The organism is Eikenella sp. NML99-0057 (assembly GCF_001648535.1).
GTDB lineage: Bacteria > Pseudomonadota > Gammaproteobacteria > Burkholderiales > Neisseriaceae > Eikenella > Eikenella exigua.
Genome location: NZ_LXST01000008.1, coordinates 55,154 through 69,609, shown reverse-complemented (window position 1 = coordinate 69,609; position 14,456 = coordinate 55,154). Strand labels below are relative to the sequence as shown.

Here is a 14,456-nt window from a genome sequence, read left to right as displayed (position 1 = left end):
TTGCTGTCAAGCCAATTCAGGTAGACTCATAAATAAAACATATCATGCTGTTATTTACATATAATTGCGACTCTTTCATCTACAGCATCGTCCAATACTTCGCCGAGTTCGGCTAGGAAATCAGTGTGCGCCGCAACGACGACATAGCGCTGGACGAAATTGTCGAACTCCGGCCCCAATACCTTGTTATCGGCCCCGACCCCTGCTCGCCCAAAGAAGCCGGCATTTCCGTGCTCCCCTCTGCGCCGCTTTGCCGGGCAGATTCCCATTTTGGGCGTGTGCCTCGGCCACTCAAGCTCGGCGGCCGCATCGTGCGTGCAAAAGCTGATGCACGGCAAAGTATCGCCCGTGTACCACACCAATAGCGGCGTACTCGCCGGTCTGCCCAAATACCTCGACATCACCGTCTGGGCGGCAGACGGTAAAATCATGGACGTGCTCCATAAACAACACACCGTAGAAGGCGTACAATTCCACCCCGAAACCCTGCTCACCGAACATGGCCACGATATGCTGGCTAACTTCATCTAAAGAGCACGCGGCCGCAATAGCCAGTGAGCCTAACTTCCGCTCCCGCGTTGGCTCGCTTCGTAGCAAAACCAAAGGCTACCTGAACCCCCAAATTCAAACCTCAAACAAAAAGGAGAACACCATGAGCCTGAAAACCCGCCTCACCGAAGACATGAAAACCGCCATGCGTGCCAAAGACACGCTCACTCTCTCCACCATCCGCCTGGCCAATGCCGAAATCAAACGCTACGAAGTGGACGAGCGCGCCGAAGCCGACGATGTCAAAATCACCGCCATGCTCAGCAAAATGATTAAGCAGCGCAAAGAAAGCGCCACCATCTATCACGAAGCCGGCCGCCAAGACCTGGCCGACAAAGAGCTGGCCGAAGTGGCCATCCTCCAGCGCTACCTGCCCGAAATGCTGTCTGAAGCCGAAATCCAAAGCGCCGTGGCCGAAGCCATTGCCCAAACCGGCGCATCCGGCATGGCCGACATGGGCAAAGCCATGGGCGTGCTGAAAAAACGCCTCGCCGGCCAGGCCGATATGAGCGATGTAAGCCGCCTGCTCAAAACCGCCTTGCAGAAATAGCAAATGCCAAAGGCTACCCGAACAAAGATGCCGACAAATTTTAGGCTGCGCTCTCAGGTAGCCTTATCTTTTCCCGCAAAGAAACCCCCATTCCCCCACCAACTACCACAGCAGCATGAAATACGTTGTCCCCGTGCGTCGCACATTGGACGTACGCACCGCGTTCAACGTGTTGGGCCCGCTTACCAACCTCGCTGGAGCTGCTAGCCAGCTCATCGGCGTGTTTCACATTGATTTGGTAGGCATCCTCTCCCACGTGTTCCAGCAGCTCGGCAGTAAACACGCCCTCGTGGTGCACGGCAGCGACGAGCTCGACGAAGGCGTGGACATAGCTCGCAAAGCCATCGACAGCAAAAAAGCCCGCGCCAAACGCGAAGAAGTGGCCGCCTTCTCGCAAAAACTGGCCGCACAGCAGGCGAAATAATGCAGATAAGTTTCAGGTAGCCTTTAACAGGTTGCTTGAAATGCCAGCAAGGCTACCTGAAAAGGAAAGGCTACCTGAAGTTTCAGGTAGCCTTTCTGATTGAGTACAGGGCAAAACGTCAGCCTACACCTACTCATACCCCGTAACGGTAATCTTACCGCTATCGTATTCCGCAAGAAATACCGTGCTAATATCTTCTATCCCTTGCTCTTTCAATTCAGACCGCAACCACTCTTCATCTTTATCAATCATCTCCAGCGTAGTAGGCTGGATATTGCCATCAGTAATCAGCGGATATTTCGGGTTTTCTTCGCCAAAAGAGGTGACGATGAGTTGCCCGTCCTGTTCAAGAATGGCTTGCTTAACATCTTTTATCGTATAAATGCCCTGCATACGCAGCTTAAAGGACAAATCATTGGCCGAGATGCCTACTTTACGCACCGCGTCCACATCGATTTTGCCGCGGGAAATCAACATTACAGGCCGCCCGTCCACTAATCTCTTAACCAAATTGTTATGTTTTTTCAACCAGCGCAGCGATAAAACCGCTGCAAACCAAATGGCCAAAATCAACATAAATACGGGAATGGAAATATCGGTGTTGTAGATAACGCCACCCACAATCCCGCCAAGCACATAGTTTTGCACTTGGTCACTGGCCGAAGCTGGCGCAAGATTGCCCTTGCCGGTCAGGTTAATAACCAGCACCAGGGCCAACAGGCCCAGGATAAGTTTGATTGCAACGATGACATAAAACATATGGTGTACCTCATAAAACGGTATCGTACGATATGGCTGAAGCAGCCTGCCCGGCATTAGGGCAGGCCTCAGCTATCAACGATTAAATTTTTATACTTTTAATCAGGCCTGAGAAATAATATGGACATCCCGCTGCGGGAAAGGAATATTGATATTGGCAGCGCGCAGGTTTTCCACCACCTGTTCGTTCAAGCCGAAGCGGAATGCGCCCAAATCGGCTTCGTTCGTCCACGCCCACAATGTGATTTCGATGGCGCTGTCGCCCAGGTTGGTGATGTATGCCACGGCCTGCCTGTCTTTGGTCTGCACACACAGGGGATGCTCTGTGGCGGCTTTCAATACGGCGGCTTTAGCGGCTTTCAGATCGCAGGCGTAATCCACGCCCACCACCACTTGGGCGCGGCACAGCGGGTCGGAAGAGCGGTTCACAATGCTGTTGCCCATCACCACGCTGTTGGGCAGGATGACTTCTTCGTTGTCTGGCGTATGCAATGTGGTCTGCACCATTTTGATTTCGCTCACGGTGCCTTCAAAGCCGTTCACCCTAATGAAATCGCCCACTTTGAACGGTCGGAACAGGATAATCAGCGCGCCTGCAGCGAAGTTCGACAGTTGGTCTTTCAGCGACAGGGCGACCGCCAAGCCCGCGCCGCCGATTAAGGCGGTAACCGATGTGGTGGGGATGCCCAGCTTGCCCAGTGCAGCAATAATAATGAGGATTAACAAACCAATATTAGCCACATTACCGAGAAAGCTGACCAGCGTCTTATCCACTTTGGCACGTATCAAAGTGCCCTTCATCAAAATAACGAGGCGGGCAGCTATCCATTTACCAATAAGGAAAATCGCCAGCGCAGCAACCAAATTGGTGCCAAATGCCATGCCGACTTCGGCAAGGTGTTCCCAGCCGGAAACTGAGGAGAGTTGTTGAATATCTAAATCCATGATTTTTGTATGTGTGTGGTTGAAAAAGAGAATTCCAAACAAGTAAATCTGAAAATCAAAGCAGTAGTTTAGAGTGAGTAACTCAGCATTTAATAAAACTATCTGCAAAGGCTACCTGAAGTTTCAGGTAGCCTTTCATCTTGCGCTCTAGCTTATTTTGCAATATGCAGCAAGCCGCGCCACAGTTTTTCTTCCCTATCCGCAATTTCGCGCAGAAAGGCAGCGATTTGGGCGCAGCCTTGTTCGCTCGGGCGGCAGCATTGTTTCACGCACTGGCTGGCCAGCTGCCGCCATTGGTCGCCGATGGCGGTCATTTCCTGCGAGGCAGTTTGCAGGGCGGGGTTGGCACAGGCATCGGCGGCCTGCTCTAAAAAATAGGCGTAAATATAGCGGAAGCCGGCGCCGCCGGTGCCGATTTCTTCCTGCATGCGAACGAGATGACCGAGCCACAGCTTTTGGTATTTTTCCGGCTCTTGCGGCAAGCGTTCGATTTTCTTGGCCACGGTGCGGATGCCGCGCACGCCCACGAAAAACACGGGGGCGAGCATTTGTTTGGCGTTTTTGCGGATGGCGGCATACAGCAGGGCGGGCAGGCGCTCAGCCAGCTGCTGTTTTTGCGGCAGGCTGGCGGTGTCGAGCGTGTACATCAGGCCTTTGCCGGCCAAGGCACCTTTGGCAAAGCGGGCGCGCTGCAAATCGGCGGCGGCGCAGCGCTGGGGCGTTTCAAACACAGGGTCGCTGATTAAATAATCCTCGCCTTCTCGGCCATACACCAAAAGGTTGTGGGCGTTGAAATGAAAGCGCATTTCGGGCGGGAAATAAGGCAGCCAATACACAGAGGTTTGCAAACCGGCAATCTGCCCGCGCAAAAGCGCCTCATCCAGCGCGGCCGCACCACGCTCGGCTTGGGCGAATTTGCGCATATCCAGCTTCACACCGAGGGCGCGGCAAACGTTTTTGATGATGCCGCGCGGGGCGATGCGGTAGGAAATCAGGGGCATGCTGTTGAGCTTGACCACGGGCAAATACACAAAGGTGAGCGCGTGAGCCAGCCCGAACACCATGGCTTCGTTCATGGCGCAGCCGTGGTGGGTGAGAAGGGTGGATATCACGCCGCTTTCGCAGTGGGCGGTGTGTTGGTGGGTGAAGGTAGTCATGACGTTGGCGTTGGTTGCGGGGAGGCAGATGATACGTGAAAAATGAAGTGGATGGAATTTCAGGTAGCCTATATTACGGCAGACGGGATAAAACCTACTGCTTCAGGTAGCCTTGGACATCTAACAAGATAAATACAGTTAACTCTCCCCTAAACCTATCGGTCTTGCCATCTGTCTGCTGGCACAGCCGAGCGGAGCGCGGTTTTTCGGGGAACAAGGGCTTGCATGTTCGAAGCGGCGCAGCCGCAAGTTACGAGCCCGCCCGAAAAACCGCGTGGAGTGAGGGAAGTTTGGCGAAGCCAAACCTGTGCCCGCAGTCGCCTTTCTTTTGCTTCCTTTTCTTTGGCGAAGCAAAGAAAAGAAAGTGCCCGCGCCGGCATGAGGCGCAAAGGTGAACAGATTGCACATAGTAAATGGCTACCTGAAAAGCTAAAAAGTTCGAAACTGCAAATGTCAGCATAGACCCACCGGGTTCACTCTTTCAGGTAGCCTTTAGCGCACGGGCAGGCTACCTGAAACGCCTCTATTTAGCCCAGCAAATCGGGCTGAACCTGATGCCTGCCCTGTTCGTGGTCGAGCAGCCATTGTTTGCGCTGTAGGCCGCCGCCGTAGCCGGTGAGGCTGCCGTCTTTGCCGATGACGCGGTGGCAGGGAATGAGGATGGAGAGGCGGTTGGCGCCGTTGGCGGCAGCCACGGCGCGTACGGCGGCAGGTTTGCCAAGCTGTTCAGTCAGCGCCTGATAATGGGTGGTTTCGCCGTAGGGGATGGTTTGCAGCGCACTCCATACCCGCCGCTGAAACGGGCTGCCGGGGGCGTGCAGCGGCACGCTAAACTCGCGGCGCGTGCCTTGGAAATATTCGCCCAGCTGGGTTTGCACCAGTCGGGTGTGTTCGTTTTCGCCCTGTTTGGTTTGGCAGCCGAGCAGGCGCTGAAGGTCGCGCAATTCATCGTCGATGCGCTGGCTGCCGGTAAATTCGAGCAGGCACAGGCCGCGTTCGCTGGCGGCGGCAAGGATATTACCTAAGGGCGAGGGGAAGGCGTGCAGATAGAGCATGGGCTTGGGGTTGGATGGCATTGGGCAGAAACTCTGCAATGTTTTCAGGTAGCCTGCCGTGTTGGCAAAAGGCTGCCTGAAAACGTGGCTGCTGCGAAGTTTAAAGGTTTACAGAGCAGTGATAAAGGCAATCAAACCAAACACAATGCCAGGCGCATTAGCCAGCGCCACGGGAATGTCGCGTGGGGTTTTGAACAGGCCGTAGGTGGTCCACAGCGTGCAGTTGATGGCGGCCACCAGTGGCTGAATCGGGCTGCCTTTATGTCCGGCCAGGTTGTTGGCTATCTGCGGGATGTAGGCCACATACATGCCCACGGCCATAATGGTGGCCACCACGGCCAGAATGCGGATTTGCTTTTCGTTCATTTTTGCCTCTTTGAAAAGAGTGAATCAGACGTTTCATGCCGGTATGCGCCGGCTTCCCGGTTTCAGGTAGCCTGCATCCATGCAGGCTACCTGGAAGCGCACAATTATAAAACTCCCTCCCCCACTGCCCACAAGACGCACTACAAAACTTAACCTGTTCTCCCGCGATGGTTTCAGCTAGCCCCACCGCCCCGCAGGCTACCTGAAAACCCTTGCTTGCTTTACAATTACGGCGTTTAGCAACCGGAACACCAGCCACACCATGCCAGAAAACACCGCATCCGCCGAAAACAGCGACATCTTGCTGCTCGCCCCCTACGCCGAACGCGCCTACCTCGAATACGCCATGAGCGTGGTGAAAGGCCGCGCCCTGCCCGACGTGGGCGACGGCCAAAAGCCCGTGCAGCGGCGTATCCTGTTTGCCATGAAGGAAATGGGGCTGGCCGCCAATTCTAAGCCGGTGAAATCCGCGCGCGTGGTGGGCGAAATCCTGGGCAAATACCACCCGCACGGCGACGCTTCCGCCTACGACGCCATGGTGCGCATGGCGCAAGACTTCACCCTGCGCTATCCCTTAATCGACGGCATCGGCAACTTCGGCTCGCGCGACGGCGACGGCGCGGCCGCCATGCGCTACACCGAAGCCCGCCTCACCCCGATTGCTGAGCTGCTGCTTTCCGAGCTGCATCAAGGCACGGTGGATTTTGTGCCGAATTACGACGGCGCGTTTGAAGAGCCCGTAGCCCTGCCCGCCCGTCTGCCCATGGTGCTGCTCAACGGCGCCTCCGGCATCGCCGTGGGCATGGCCACTGAAATCCCGCCGCACAACCTAGGCGAAGTTACCGCCGCCGCCGTGGCCCTGCTCAAAAAGCCCACCCTCACCACCGCCGAGCTGATGGAGCACATTCCCGCCCCCGATTTCGCCGGCGGCGGCCACATCATCACCCCGGCCAAAGACCTGCTCCAGCTCTACGAAACCGGCAAAGGCAGCATCCGCGTGCGCGCCCGCTACGAAATCGAAAAACTGGCGCGCGGCCAATGGCGCCTCATCATCACCGAGCTGCCGCCCAACACCAGCGCACAGAAAATCCTGGCCGAAATCGAAGAGCAAACCAACCCCAAGCCCAAATCCGGCAAAAAACAGCTCAACCAAGACCAGCTCAACACCAAAAAGCTGATGCTCGAGCTCATCGACAAAGTGCGCGACGAGAGCGACGGCGAACACCCCGTTCGCCTCGTGTTCGAACCCAAATCCAGCCGCATCGAGCCGGATAACTTCATCAACACCCTAATGGCGCAAACCGGGCTGGAAGGCAATGTGCCGGCCAATTTGGTGATGATCGGGCTCGACAACCGCCCCGCGCAGAAAAATCTGAAAACTATTTTGCAGGAGTGGCTCGATTTCCGCGTATCCACCGTAACCCGCCGCCTGCAACACCGCTTGGAACAGGTGCTCAAACGCATCCACATCCTCGACGGGCGCATGACCGCCTTTTTGCACATCGACGAGGTTATCCGCGTTATCCGCGAAGCCGACGAACCCAAGCCAGAATTGATGGCCGCCTTCGATCTCTCCGAAATCCAAGCCGAAGATATTTTGGAAATCCGCCTGCGCCAGCTTGCCCGTTTGGAAGGTTTCAAACTGGAACAGGAATTGGCTGATTTGCGCGAAGAAGAAGGCTACCTGAAAAACTTATTGGCCAACGAAGGCGCGAAGAAAAAGCTCATCATCAAAGAGATGCAGGCCGATGCCAAGCAATTTGGCGACCCGCGCCGCACGCTGGTGGCCGAAGCCGAACGCGCCGCGCTCACCCATACCACGGCCGACGAGCCGGTAACGCTTATCCTGTCGCGCCAGGGCTGGATTCGCAGCCGGGCCGGGCATGGGCTGGATTTGTCGGCCACCGCGTTTAAAGAAGGCGACGAATTACAGCAAACGCTGGAAACGCGCACTGTCGACCCGGTAGTGGTGCTCGACACGCTCGGCCGCAGCTACACCATCGACCCGGCCGAAATCCCCGGTGGGCGCGGCGACGGTGTGCCGCTGGCCTCCCTCTTAGAATTACAGCCGGACGCGTCGGTGCTCACCATGCTGGCCGGGCAGCCACAAGAGCACTACCTGCTCGCCGGCAGCGGCGGCTATGGCTTCATCGTCAAACTGGGCGATTTGGTCGGCCGCGTTAAGGCGGGCAAGGAAGTGGTAAAACTGGAGGCGGGCGAAACCCTGCTGATGCCGCAGCCGGTACGCCAGTCTGCACTGATCAACCCTGATTGCCGATTGGTGCTGGCCAGCGCGGGAAAACACCTGCTCGCCTTCCCGATTGGCGAATTGAAAGTGATGGCCAAAGGGCGTGGCCTGCAACTGATGTCTTTGCGTGGCAACGACTCGCTGCAACTGACCGCCTTGGTGTCCACCCCCGATTTCTGGGTATGCAGCCGCGGCAAACGCGGTGCGGCACACCGCGAACGCTTACGCGTGCAGGACATTGAAGGCAAACGCGGCCGCAAAGGCCGGGTGCTGAATGTTTCAGGTAGCCTCATCAGCCTGAGCAGCACGAAGGAGGGCGAAGCATGACCCAACTGCCGAAACCGTACGCCCCCAACGAATGGGACAGCCAACTCGACCGCCTGCCCTGGCTGATGAACATCGCCCGCGTGAGCCTCTTGCTCTCGCTGCTCACCTTCCACGTGTTGGTAAATGCCTACGGCTCAAATGTGGGCATGGCTAGGCTGGCCTCAATGCCCATTTTCAGCAGACGCTTCTATATTTGGGCAGCAGTATACGGAGGGCTAATCGTGTTCAGCATGGCGTTTCCCAACTGGCAGCAACAAAGAAACAATCTGCCCAACATCAGTGCGGTGGTCGACATCACTATGATGGTGATACTGATGCACCTAGCTGGTGGCATTGCCTCCGGCTTCGGCATCCTCATCCTGCCCTTTATCGGCGTATCCTGCCTGCTCAGCCACGGCCGCTACCCGCTCCTATATGCCTCCTACGTTGCCCTCCTGTTGTTTATCGGCACTTGGCTGCATTATTGGCCGTTTGAAGCCAACAGCCAAGCCGGCAGCAGTGCGATTATCCATACCATCGTGCTCTCGGCGGTAGGCTATCTGGTGGCGTTGCTCACCTCGTTTTACGCCTCTTTCCTCAACCGCGCCTCCTCCACCCTGAGCAAACACCGCCGCGCCTTCGACCGCCTCAAAGGCCTGAACGAACTGGTGCTCAACCATGTGGCCGAGGCCGTGGTGGTGGTGGACACCGGCAGCCGCATCTGGCTGATGAACCGCCAGGCCGGCCACTATTTTCCCTATGTGCAACTCGACCGCTACGAAGAAATGTTTACCCTCCTAGTGAAACGCTGGCAGCGCACCCCCACGCGCAATTTCATCACCCATGCCGAGCTGGGTGGGCAAGGCGTACAGGTGCGCGCCCGCCCATTGGTGCGCGAAGACGAATCGCTGCTGATGCTGTTTATTCGCTCCGACCAAGAAGTGGCTGTGGAAGCCATGGCCACCAAGCTGGCTGCGCTCGGCCAACTTACCGCCAACCTAGCGCACGAAATCCGTAACCCGCTCTCCGCCATCCGCCAATCCAACAGCCTCCTGGCCGAAGAAAACGAAGACCCTATGATCTCCAAGCTGCACGGCATCATCGACAACAACATCCAGCGCATCGATAAAATGCTGGAAGAAGTGAGCAGCCTGAACAAGAGCGACCGGCTCGACGCCCAAGTGATCAGCCTGATGAAATTCTGGTTTGATTTCAAACAGGAATTCCTGCTCACCCGTCCCGAAGCCAAACACGCCGTACACCTTTATATGCAGGGCGGCGCACTAAAAGTGTATTTCGATAAAATGCACTTGCAGCAGATTATGTGGAACCTCATCAACAATGCCTGGCAGCACGGCAGCAAGCAGGCTGATTCCATTACCGTATTGGTTAAGCCCACCGACGACAACGTATCCGTATCGCTCACTGTGATGGACGACGGCCCCGGCGTATCGCCCGAAAACCAGCCGCGCCTGTTCGAACCGTTTTTTACCACCCGCGCCGAAGGCACCGGGCTGGGGCTGTATGTGGCACGCGAATTGGCGCACGCTAACTCCGGCCAGCTTCATTATCATCCCGAAATCAAGGGATTCGAACTAATTATGCCGAAAGATATCAATGAGTAAACAAAGCCTGCAAAAACCAGTATTGGTTGTGGACGACGAACAAGACATCCGTGACCTGATGGAAATGACCCTGATGAAAATGGGCCTGTCGGTGGAAACCGCCGAGGGCGTCAATGCCGCTAAAAAGTGGCTCGACAGCAAAAAATTCTCCCTCGTGCTCACCGATATGCGCATGCCCGACGGCTCCGGGCTCGAAGTGGTGGAATATATTAACGAAAAAGAGCTCGACGTGCCCGTGGCCGTAATCACCGCCTTCGGCAATGCCGACCAGGCCGTGCAAGCCATTAAAACCGGCGCCTTCGACTACCTGCAAAAGCCCATCACCCTGGCGCAACTGCGCACCCTGGTAAAATCCGCCATCAAAATCCACGAAGAAGACAGCCACCCTGCCCCCGCACCGGCCAAAGAAGACAACAGTGCTCAAGCAGAAAGCGCAGACGAAGGGCTACCTGAAAGTGAAGATAGTGAGTTTCATCCAGAGCAAAAGCCTCCCGTAGCAGAATCACAAGACAGCAAGGCTGCCAGCCGCAAGCTCCAGCCTGCGGCCGACAAACAGCCTGCAGCCAATCCCGAAGACATCCCCCGCCTCATCGGCCGCTCCCCGCAAATCGAAGAAGCCCGGCAGATGATCCGCAAGCTAGCCCGCACCACCGTGCCCGTATATATCGCCGGCGAATCCGGTTCCGGTAAGGAACAGGCCGCACGCAGCATCCACGAACTCTCCGAGCGGCGCAGCCGACCCTTTGTAGCCGTAAACTGCGGCGCTATCCCCGAAAATCTGATGGAAAGCGAATTCTTCGGCTACAAAAAAGGCAGCTTCACCGGCGCCGACCAAGACCGCCTCGGCTTCTTCCAGCACGCCCACGGCGGCACCCTCTTCCTCGACGAAGTGGCCGACCTGCCCCTGCACATGCAGGTGAAACTCCTGCGCGCCATTCAGGAAAAAGCCGTGCGCCGCATCGGCGACGCGCAAGAAGTGAAAGTGGACGTGCGCATCATCTCCGCCACACATAAAGACCTCGCTGGCCTCGTGGCCAAAGGCGCATTCCGGCAAGACTTGTTCTACCGCCTCAACGTCGTCTCCCTCACCATGCCGCCCCTGCGCGAAATGCGCGAAGACCTGCCCCAGCTTATTACCCAGCTCTTGCGCAAACACCGCCAAGGCGGTAACTACACCCTCACCCAGCCCGCCAAACAGGCGCTGTTGCAATACAGCTATCCCGGCAACTTCCGCGAGCTGGAAAACATCCTCGAACGCGCCGTCGCCCTGGCCGCCGACAACACCATCGACGCCGCCGACCTCCAGCTCTCCAGCTCCCCGCTATTGGAAGAAGATGACAACTGAGGCAGCGCCATCGACGCCGTCGGCCAAAACAGCAGCAGCGCCGAAACAGCTGCTCCCGAAAGCAGCGGCCAGCTCGACAACCTACCCGGTTTTGTACTCGGCCGCACCCAAGTGCAAGACTATCTCGACGATGTGGAACGGCTGATTATCGAGCAAGCCCTGCAAAAAACCCGCTACAACCGCACCCAAGCCGCCAAACTGCTCGGCATCAGCTTCCGTTCCATGCGCTATCGGATGGAGCGTTTGGAAATTGAGTAGCCGCATAACTTGGCTGAAATGAAGCAATAAACTTTCAGGTAGCCTTTGAGGCTACCTGAAAGTTTATCCACATGAATATAAAATATTTTCACAACCAAACCCTTGAAGCACCAAGTACTCGTTCCCATTCAGGCTCCAATCCAAAGGAGTAAAATAACCGCTATCTTTTTAGGCAATCACTGGCCTGCAGATAAGGCTACCTGAAAGCCAAAATCCAGATACAAGGAAAAGCCAATGTGGAAAAAACCGAATCCTCGCACACTGGACGGCTTGCTCGCCGCGCTGTTCTATGTGCCGATGCTGGTACTGTTTATGGTTTATGCCGATTGGTATGGTTTGAGCCTGTACATCCTGCTGATGCTGCCCACGCTAGTTGTGCACGTGTTCGGCCTCAAATGGAAAGAATTCAAACCCTATCTGACCTCAGGCATTTCACTCAGTGCCAATATGGCACTATGGTGGGTATTCCTTCAACCCAACACAGACGCGCTGTTTATTTATCTTATCGGGATGTGTGCCTGGTCTCTCGGCTTTTTCTGGCTGTTGATTACCCAGCGTGATTGGGAAGGCAGCAATAAAGGCGCATTTTGGCGAGAATTTCTGATGACAGGGGTAGGTTTTGCGCTTGTTTGTTTTGCCTCATTATTCTAACAAACACACTCACCGCTACAACTGAAACTCTTACCTCCTCACACCAGACAATAAGCCACCATGCACCCCATCCCGCTCATCACCCCCTCCCCACACACCCTGCCCGACTACGCCCGCCATTCCGCACTGGCCGTTTCCGACACCCCACCTGCCTCCGGCCTCTACCTGGCCGCCGAAGAACACGGCATCGTGTTGCACCGCGCGGGCGACAAAGGCAGCGTGTGGGTAGATTTCACCGCCGGCGCGGCGCAGCATAGGCGGCTGCACGGCGGCGGCGAGTTGCTGGCCAAAGCCGTCGGCCGCGGCAAACAGCCCACCGTATGGGACGCCACCGGCGGACTCGGCCGCGATAGTTTTGTTTTGGCCGGTTTGGGGCTGAACGTGCATATTTTCGAGCGGCATCCCGCCGTATACTGCCTCTTGGCCGACGGCCTCGCACGCGCCCTGCTCCACCCCGATACTACCGAAACCGCTTCCCGCCTCACCCTGCACCACGCCGATGCCGCCGAATATATGCCGCGCCTGGCAGCCGAAATCGGCCGCCCGCAAGTGGTTTATCTCGACCCAATGTACCCCGAACGGCGCAAATCGGCAGCGGTAAAAAAAGAAATGGCTTTTTTCCACGAGCTGGTCGGCACCGCGCAAAACGACTCTGCCCTGCTCGATGCCGCCCTCGCCACAGCCACCGTCCGCGTGGTGATCAAACGCCCGCGTCTGGGCGATTTCCTGTGCGACCGCAAGCCAGATTACCAATACACGGGCAAATCAACCCGGTTTGATGTGTATAACGGGGGTGGTGCTTAACCCAAGCCGTAGGATTGGTATATGTTGCCTCACGTAAACTGCATCGGATTAAATGTGCTATCTAGCCCTTCTGTTTAAAAAGGCTACCTGAAAACCCAGTACAGCGTTTTCAGGTAGCCTCGGAATGGCTTTCAATATTTCAGGTAGCCTTTTCCCAAAGGCTACCTGAAAGCAAAATCTCAATTCCATTCAAACCAAAACCTCCCGCCGCCCCATTCGGGCAGCAGGAGGTTTCATTTTTCATCCAGCCTTAACGCTGCTGGTTTTGCAGCAAAGCAGCACGTTCTTTGAATGCTTCGTTTTCCTGCGGAGTCAGTATCCACATTTCCACGATATTGCCCGCCCCGTTGCGGCGCAGAGCCACGATGCGGCCGGTGTAGTTTTGCAGCTGGCCGTGGGTAATGAAGCGGTTGTTCTCGTCTTTAATACGCACACCCTGCACCATATCCACAGTTTTCGCGCCATCATCCAGCCAACCTAAAGTCAGGGTGCGCAGCCAGGAAAAGCCGTCGGTAGTGAGCGTAACCTGCGGGAAAGAAGCAGATTTCAGCACGGCCACTTCCATGCTGTCGATAGGAAAGCGGTGCGCCCAAGCGGTGCTGCTCAAGGCCAGCAGCAAAGCCAGCAAATATTTTTTCATGTTTCGTCTGCCTGTGTGATTAATCGGATTAAAACGCTGTCATTATAGTATTTTGGCAAACACTCGGCTACTTGCACGCTGCCGGTATGCTGCGCCAAACGCGCGAAAGCGTGGTGCCGTTGGCATACAGTTTAATCTCCGAACTTTTTACGCCGCGTTGCCGCACATCCATCACCACGCCGTCTTTATGTGTGAAGGGGTTGTGCAGTACCACAGTATAGGCCGAATTGGTATAGCTGCGGACTTGGATAAAGTTTTCCGGCAAACGCAAACGGGTTTGCAGCTGTTTTTGCAGGCATTGTGCTACCTCGCCCGGCGCTTTGTCGCTCCGCACCTCCACCTCCGGCCTGCCGCGTGTGGGCTGGCTGCGGAAGCCGTAGGCCATGCGCGAACTACCGATTTTCACATCGTCATCATAATTGATATTCGACTGCTGCCGGCGGATGCCCGCTGCTTCCGGCGAAATGCAACCGGCCAGCGCCAAAAGCGGCAGCAGCCACAATAAATTTGAATATTTCAACTTTTTTCTCCTACAGCCAGCCAAACCTGATCAAGCCCGGCTGATTTGGAACAGAATTCGGAATGCCCGCGCGGTATCCACAAAGTTACGCATGATAGCAGCGGAGCAAGCAATTTCGAAACTGTTTAACCCTGCTTTACTCCAACATACTGTCTGCAATATTATTTTTACAGTTGCAAAACCAGCTGCTCCTGTTTATAAAGGCTGTCTGAAAACGCCAATCCCGTCGCTGCCCGGCACTTGACAGCCTACGC

14 protein-coding genes and 2 pseudogenes are annotated in these 14,456 nt (G+C 56.0%); 9 read left to right on the top strand and 7 right to left on the bottom strand.

The features are described from left to right. Positions 1-159: 159 nt before the first annotated feature. The 3 genes and pseudogenes from A7Q03_RS08905 to A7Q03_RS08895 all read left to right on the top strand — a co-directional run. Positions 160-531, top strand: coding sequence for a hypothetical protein (locus A7Q03_RS08905; protein ID WP_369814447.1), 372 nt, complete (start codon positions 160-162; stop codon positions 529-531). A 121-nt stretch (positions 532-652) separates the two neighbouring features. Continuing rightward, on the top strand, positions 653-1,099 hold the full coding sequence (locus tag A7Q03_RS08900; protein ID WP_067449168.1) for a GatB/YqeY domain-containing protein: 447 nt from the start codon (positions 653-655) through the stop codon (positions 1,097-1,099). A gap of 100 nt (positions 1,100-1,199) precedes the next feature. Further along, a pseudogene (locus A7Q03_RS08895) lies at positions 1,200-1,523 on the top strand (hypothetical protein); the annotation flags it as partial. A gap of 129 nt (positions 1,524-1,652) precedes the next feature. On the opposite strand, the gene A7Q03_RS08890 reads toward A7Q03_RS08895, so the two are convergent. The 5 genes from A7Q03_RS08890 to A7Q03_RS08870 all read right to left on the bottom strand — a co-directional run bounded on the left by A7Q03_RS08890 (position 1,653) and on the right by A7Q03_RS08870 (position 5,805). After that, positions 1,653-2,282, bottom strand: a complete 630-nt coding sequence (locus A7Q03_RS08890; protein ID WP_067449164.1) for a DUF421 domain-containing protein — start codon at positions 2,280-2,282, stop codon at positions 1,653-1,655. A gap of 102 nt (positions 2,283-2,384) precedes the next feature. Further along, the gene (locus tag A7Q03_RS08885; protein ID WP_067449162.1) at positions 2,385-3,227 is read right to left on the bottom strand and encodes a mechanosensitive ion channel family protein; all 843 of its coding nucleotides are present in this window, start codon (positions 3,225-3,227) and stop codon (positions 2,385-2,387) included. 152 nt (positions 3,228-3,379) lie between these two features. Next, positions 3,380-4,384: a BtrH N-terminal domain-containing protein gene (locus tag A7Q03_RS08880; RefSeq protein WP_067449159.1), complete on the bottom strand. Its 1,005-nt coding sequence runs from the start codon at positions 4,382-4,384 to the stop codon at positions 3,380-3,382. A 527-nt stretch (positions 4,385-4,911) separates the two neighbouring features. Then, positions 4,912-5,460 carry a methylated-DNA--[protein]-cysteine S-methyltransferase gene (locus A7Q03_RS08875; protein WP_231881795.1) on the bottom strand — a complete coding sequence of 183 codons (549 nt, stop codon included), beginning with the start codon at positions 5,458-5,460 and terminating at the stop codon, positions 4,912-4,914. An 87-nt stretch (positions 5,461-5,547) separates the two neighbouring features. After that, entirely contained in the window at positions 5,548-5,805 is a 258-nt protein-coding gene (locus A7Q03_RS08870; RefSeq protein ID WP_064090438.1) for a SemiSWEET family transporter, read from the bottom strand. A 262-nt stretch (positions 5,806-6,067) separates the two neighbouring features. Between A7Q03_RS08870 and parC the strand changes: the two genes are divergently transcribed. The 6 genes and pseudogenes from parC to A7Q03_RS08845 all read left to right on the top strand — a co-directional run bounded on the left by parC (position 6,068) and on the right by A7Q03_RS08845 (position 13,042). Beyond that, on the top strand, positions 6,068-8,380 hold the full coding sequence (parC, locus tag A7Q03_RS08865) for a DNA topoisomerase IV subunit A (RefSeq protein WP_067449157.1): 2,313 nt from the start codon (positions 6,068-6,070) through the stop codon (positions 8,378-8,380). Next, positions 8,377-9,984 (top strand): PAS domain-containing sensor histidine kinase, encoded by a 1,608-nt coding sequence (locus tag A7Q03_RS08860; RefSeq protein WP_067449155.1) that lies wholly within the window; start codon positions 8,377-8,379, stop codon positions 9,982-9,984. The genes parC and A7Q03_RS08860 overlap by 4 nt, the downstream gene beginning before the upstream one ends. Further along, the gene (locus A7Q03_RS08855; protein ID WP_369814466.1) at positions 9,977-11,329 is read left to right on the top strand and encodes a sigma 54-interacting transcriptional regulator; all 1,353 of its coding nucleotides are present in this window, start codon (positions 9,977-9,979) and stop codon (positions 11,327-11,329) included. Before A7Q03_RS08860 ends, A7Q03_RS08855 begins: the two co-directional genes overlap by 8 nt. Positions 11,330-11,437: 108 nt before the next feature. Next, positions 11,438-11,587: pseudogene (locus A7Q03_RS10895) on the top strand (helix-turn-helix domain-containing protein); the annotation flags it as partial. Between the two features lie 234 nt (positions 11,588-11,821). Continuing rightward, positions 11,822-12,238, top strand: coding sequence for a hypothetical protein (locus A7Q03_RS08850; protein WP_067449153.1), 417 nt, complete (start codon positions 11,822-11,824; stop codon positions 12,236-12,238). A gap of 60 nt (positions 12,239-12,298) precedes the next feature. Further along, entirely contained in the window at positions 12,299-13,042 is a 744-nt protein-coding gene (locus A7Q03_RS08845) for a class I SAM-dependent methyltransferase (RefSeq protein WP_067449151.1), read from the top strand. A gap of 250 nt (positions 13,043-13,292) precedes the next feature. On the opposite strand, the gene A7Q03_RS08840 is transcribed toward A7Q03_RS08845, so the two are convergent. Together A7Q03_RS08840 and A7Q03_RS08835 are read right to left on the bottom strand one after the other, a co-directional pair. Then, positions 13,293-13,682: a hypothetical protein gene (locus tag A7Q03_RS08840; protein ID WP_064083976.1), complete on the bottom strand. Its 390-nt coding sequence runs from the start codon at positions 13,680-13,682 to the stop codon at positions 13,293-13,295. A 67-nt stretch (positions 13,683-13,749) separates the two neighbouring features. Further along, positions 13,750-14,202 (bottom strand): hypothetical protein, encoded by a 453-nt coding sequence (locus A7Q03_RS08835; protein ID WP_231863734.1) that lies wholly within the window; start codon positions 14,200-14,202, stop codon positions 13,750-13,752. Between the last annotated feature and the right edge of the window lie 254 nt (positions 14,203-14,456).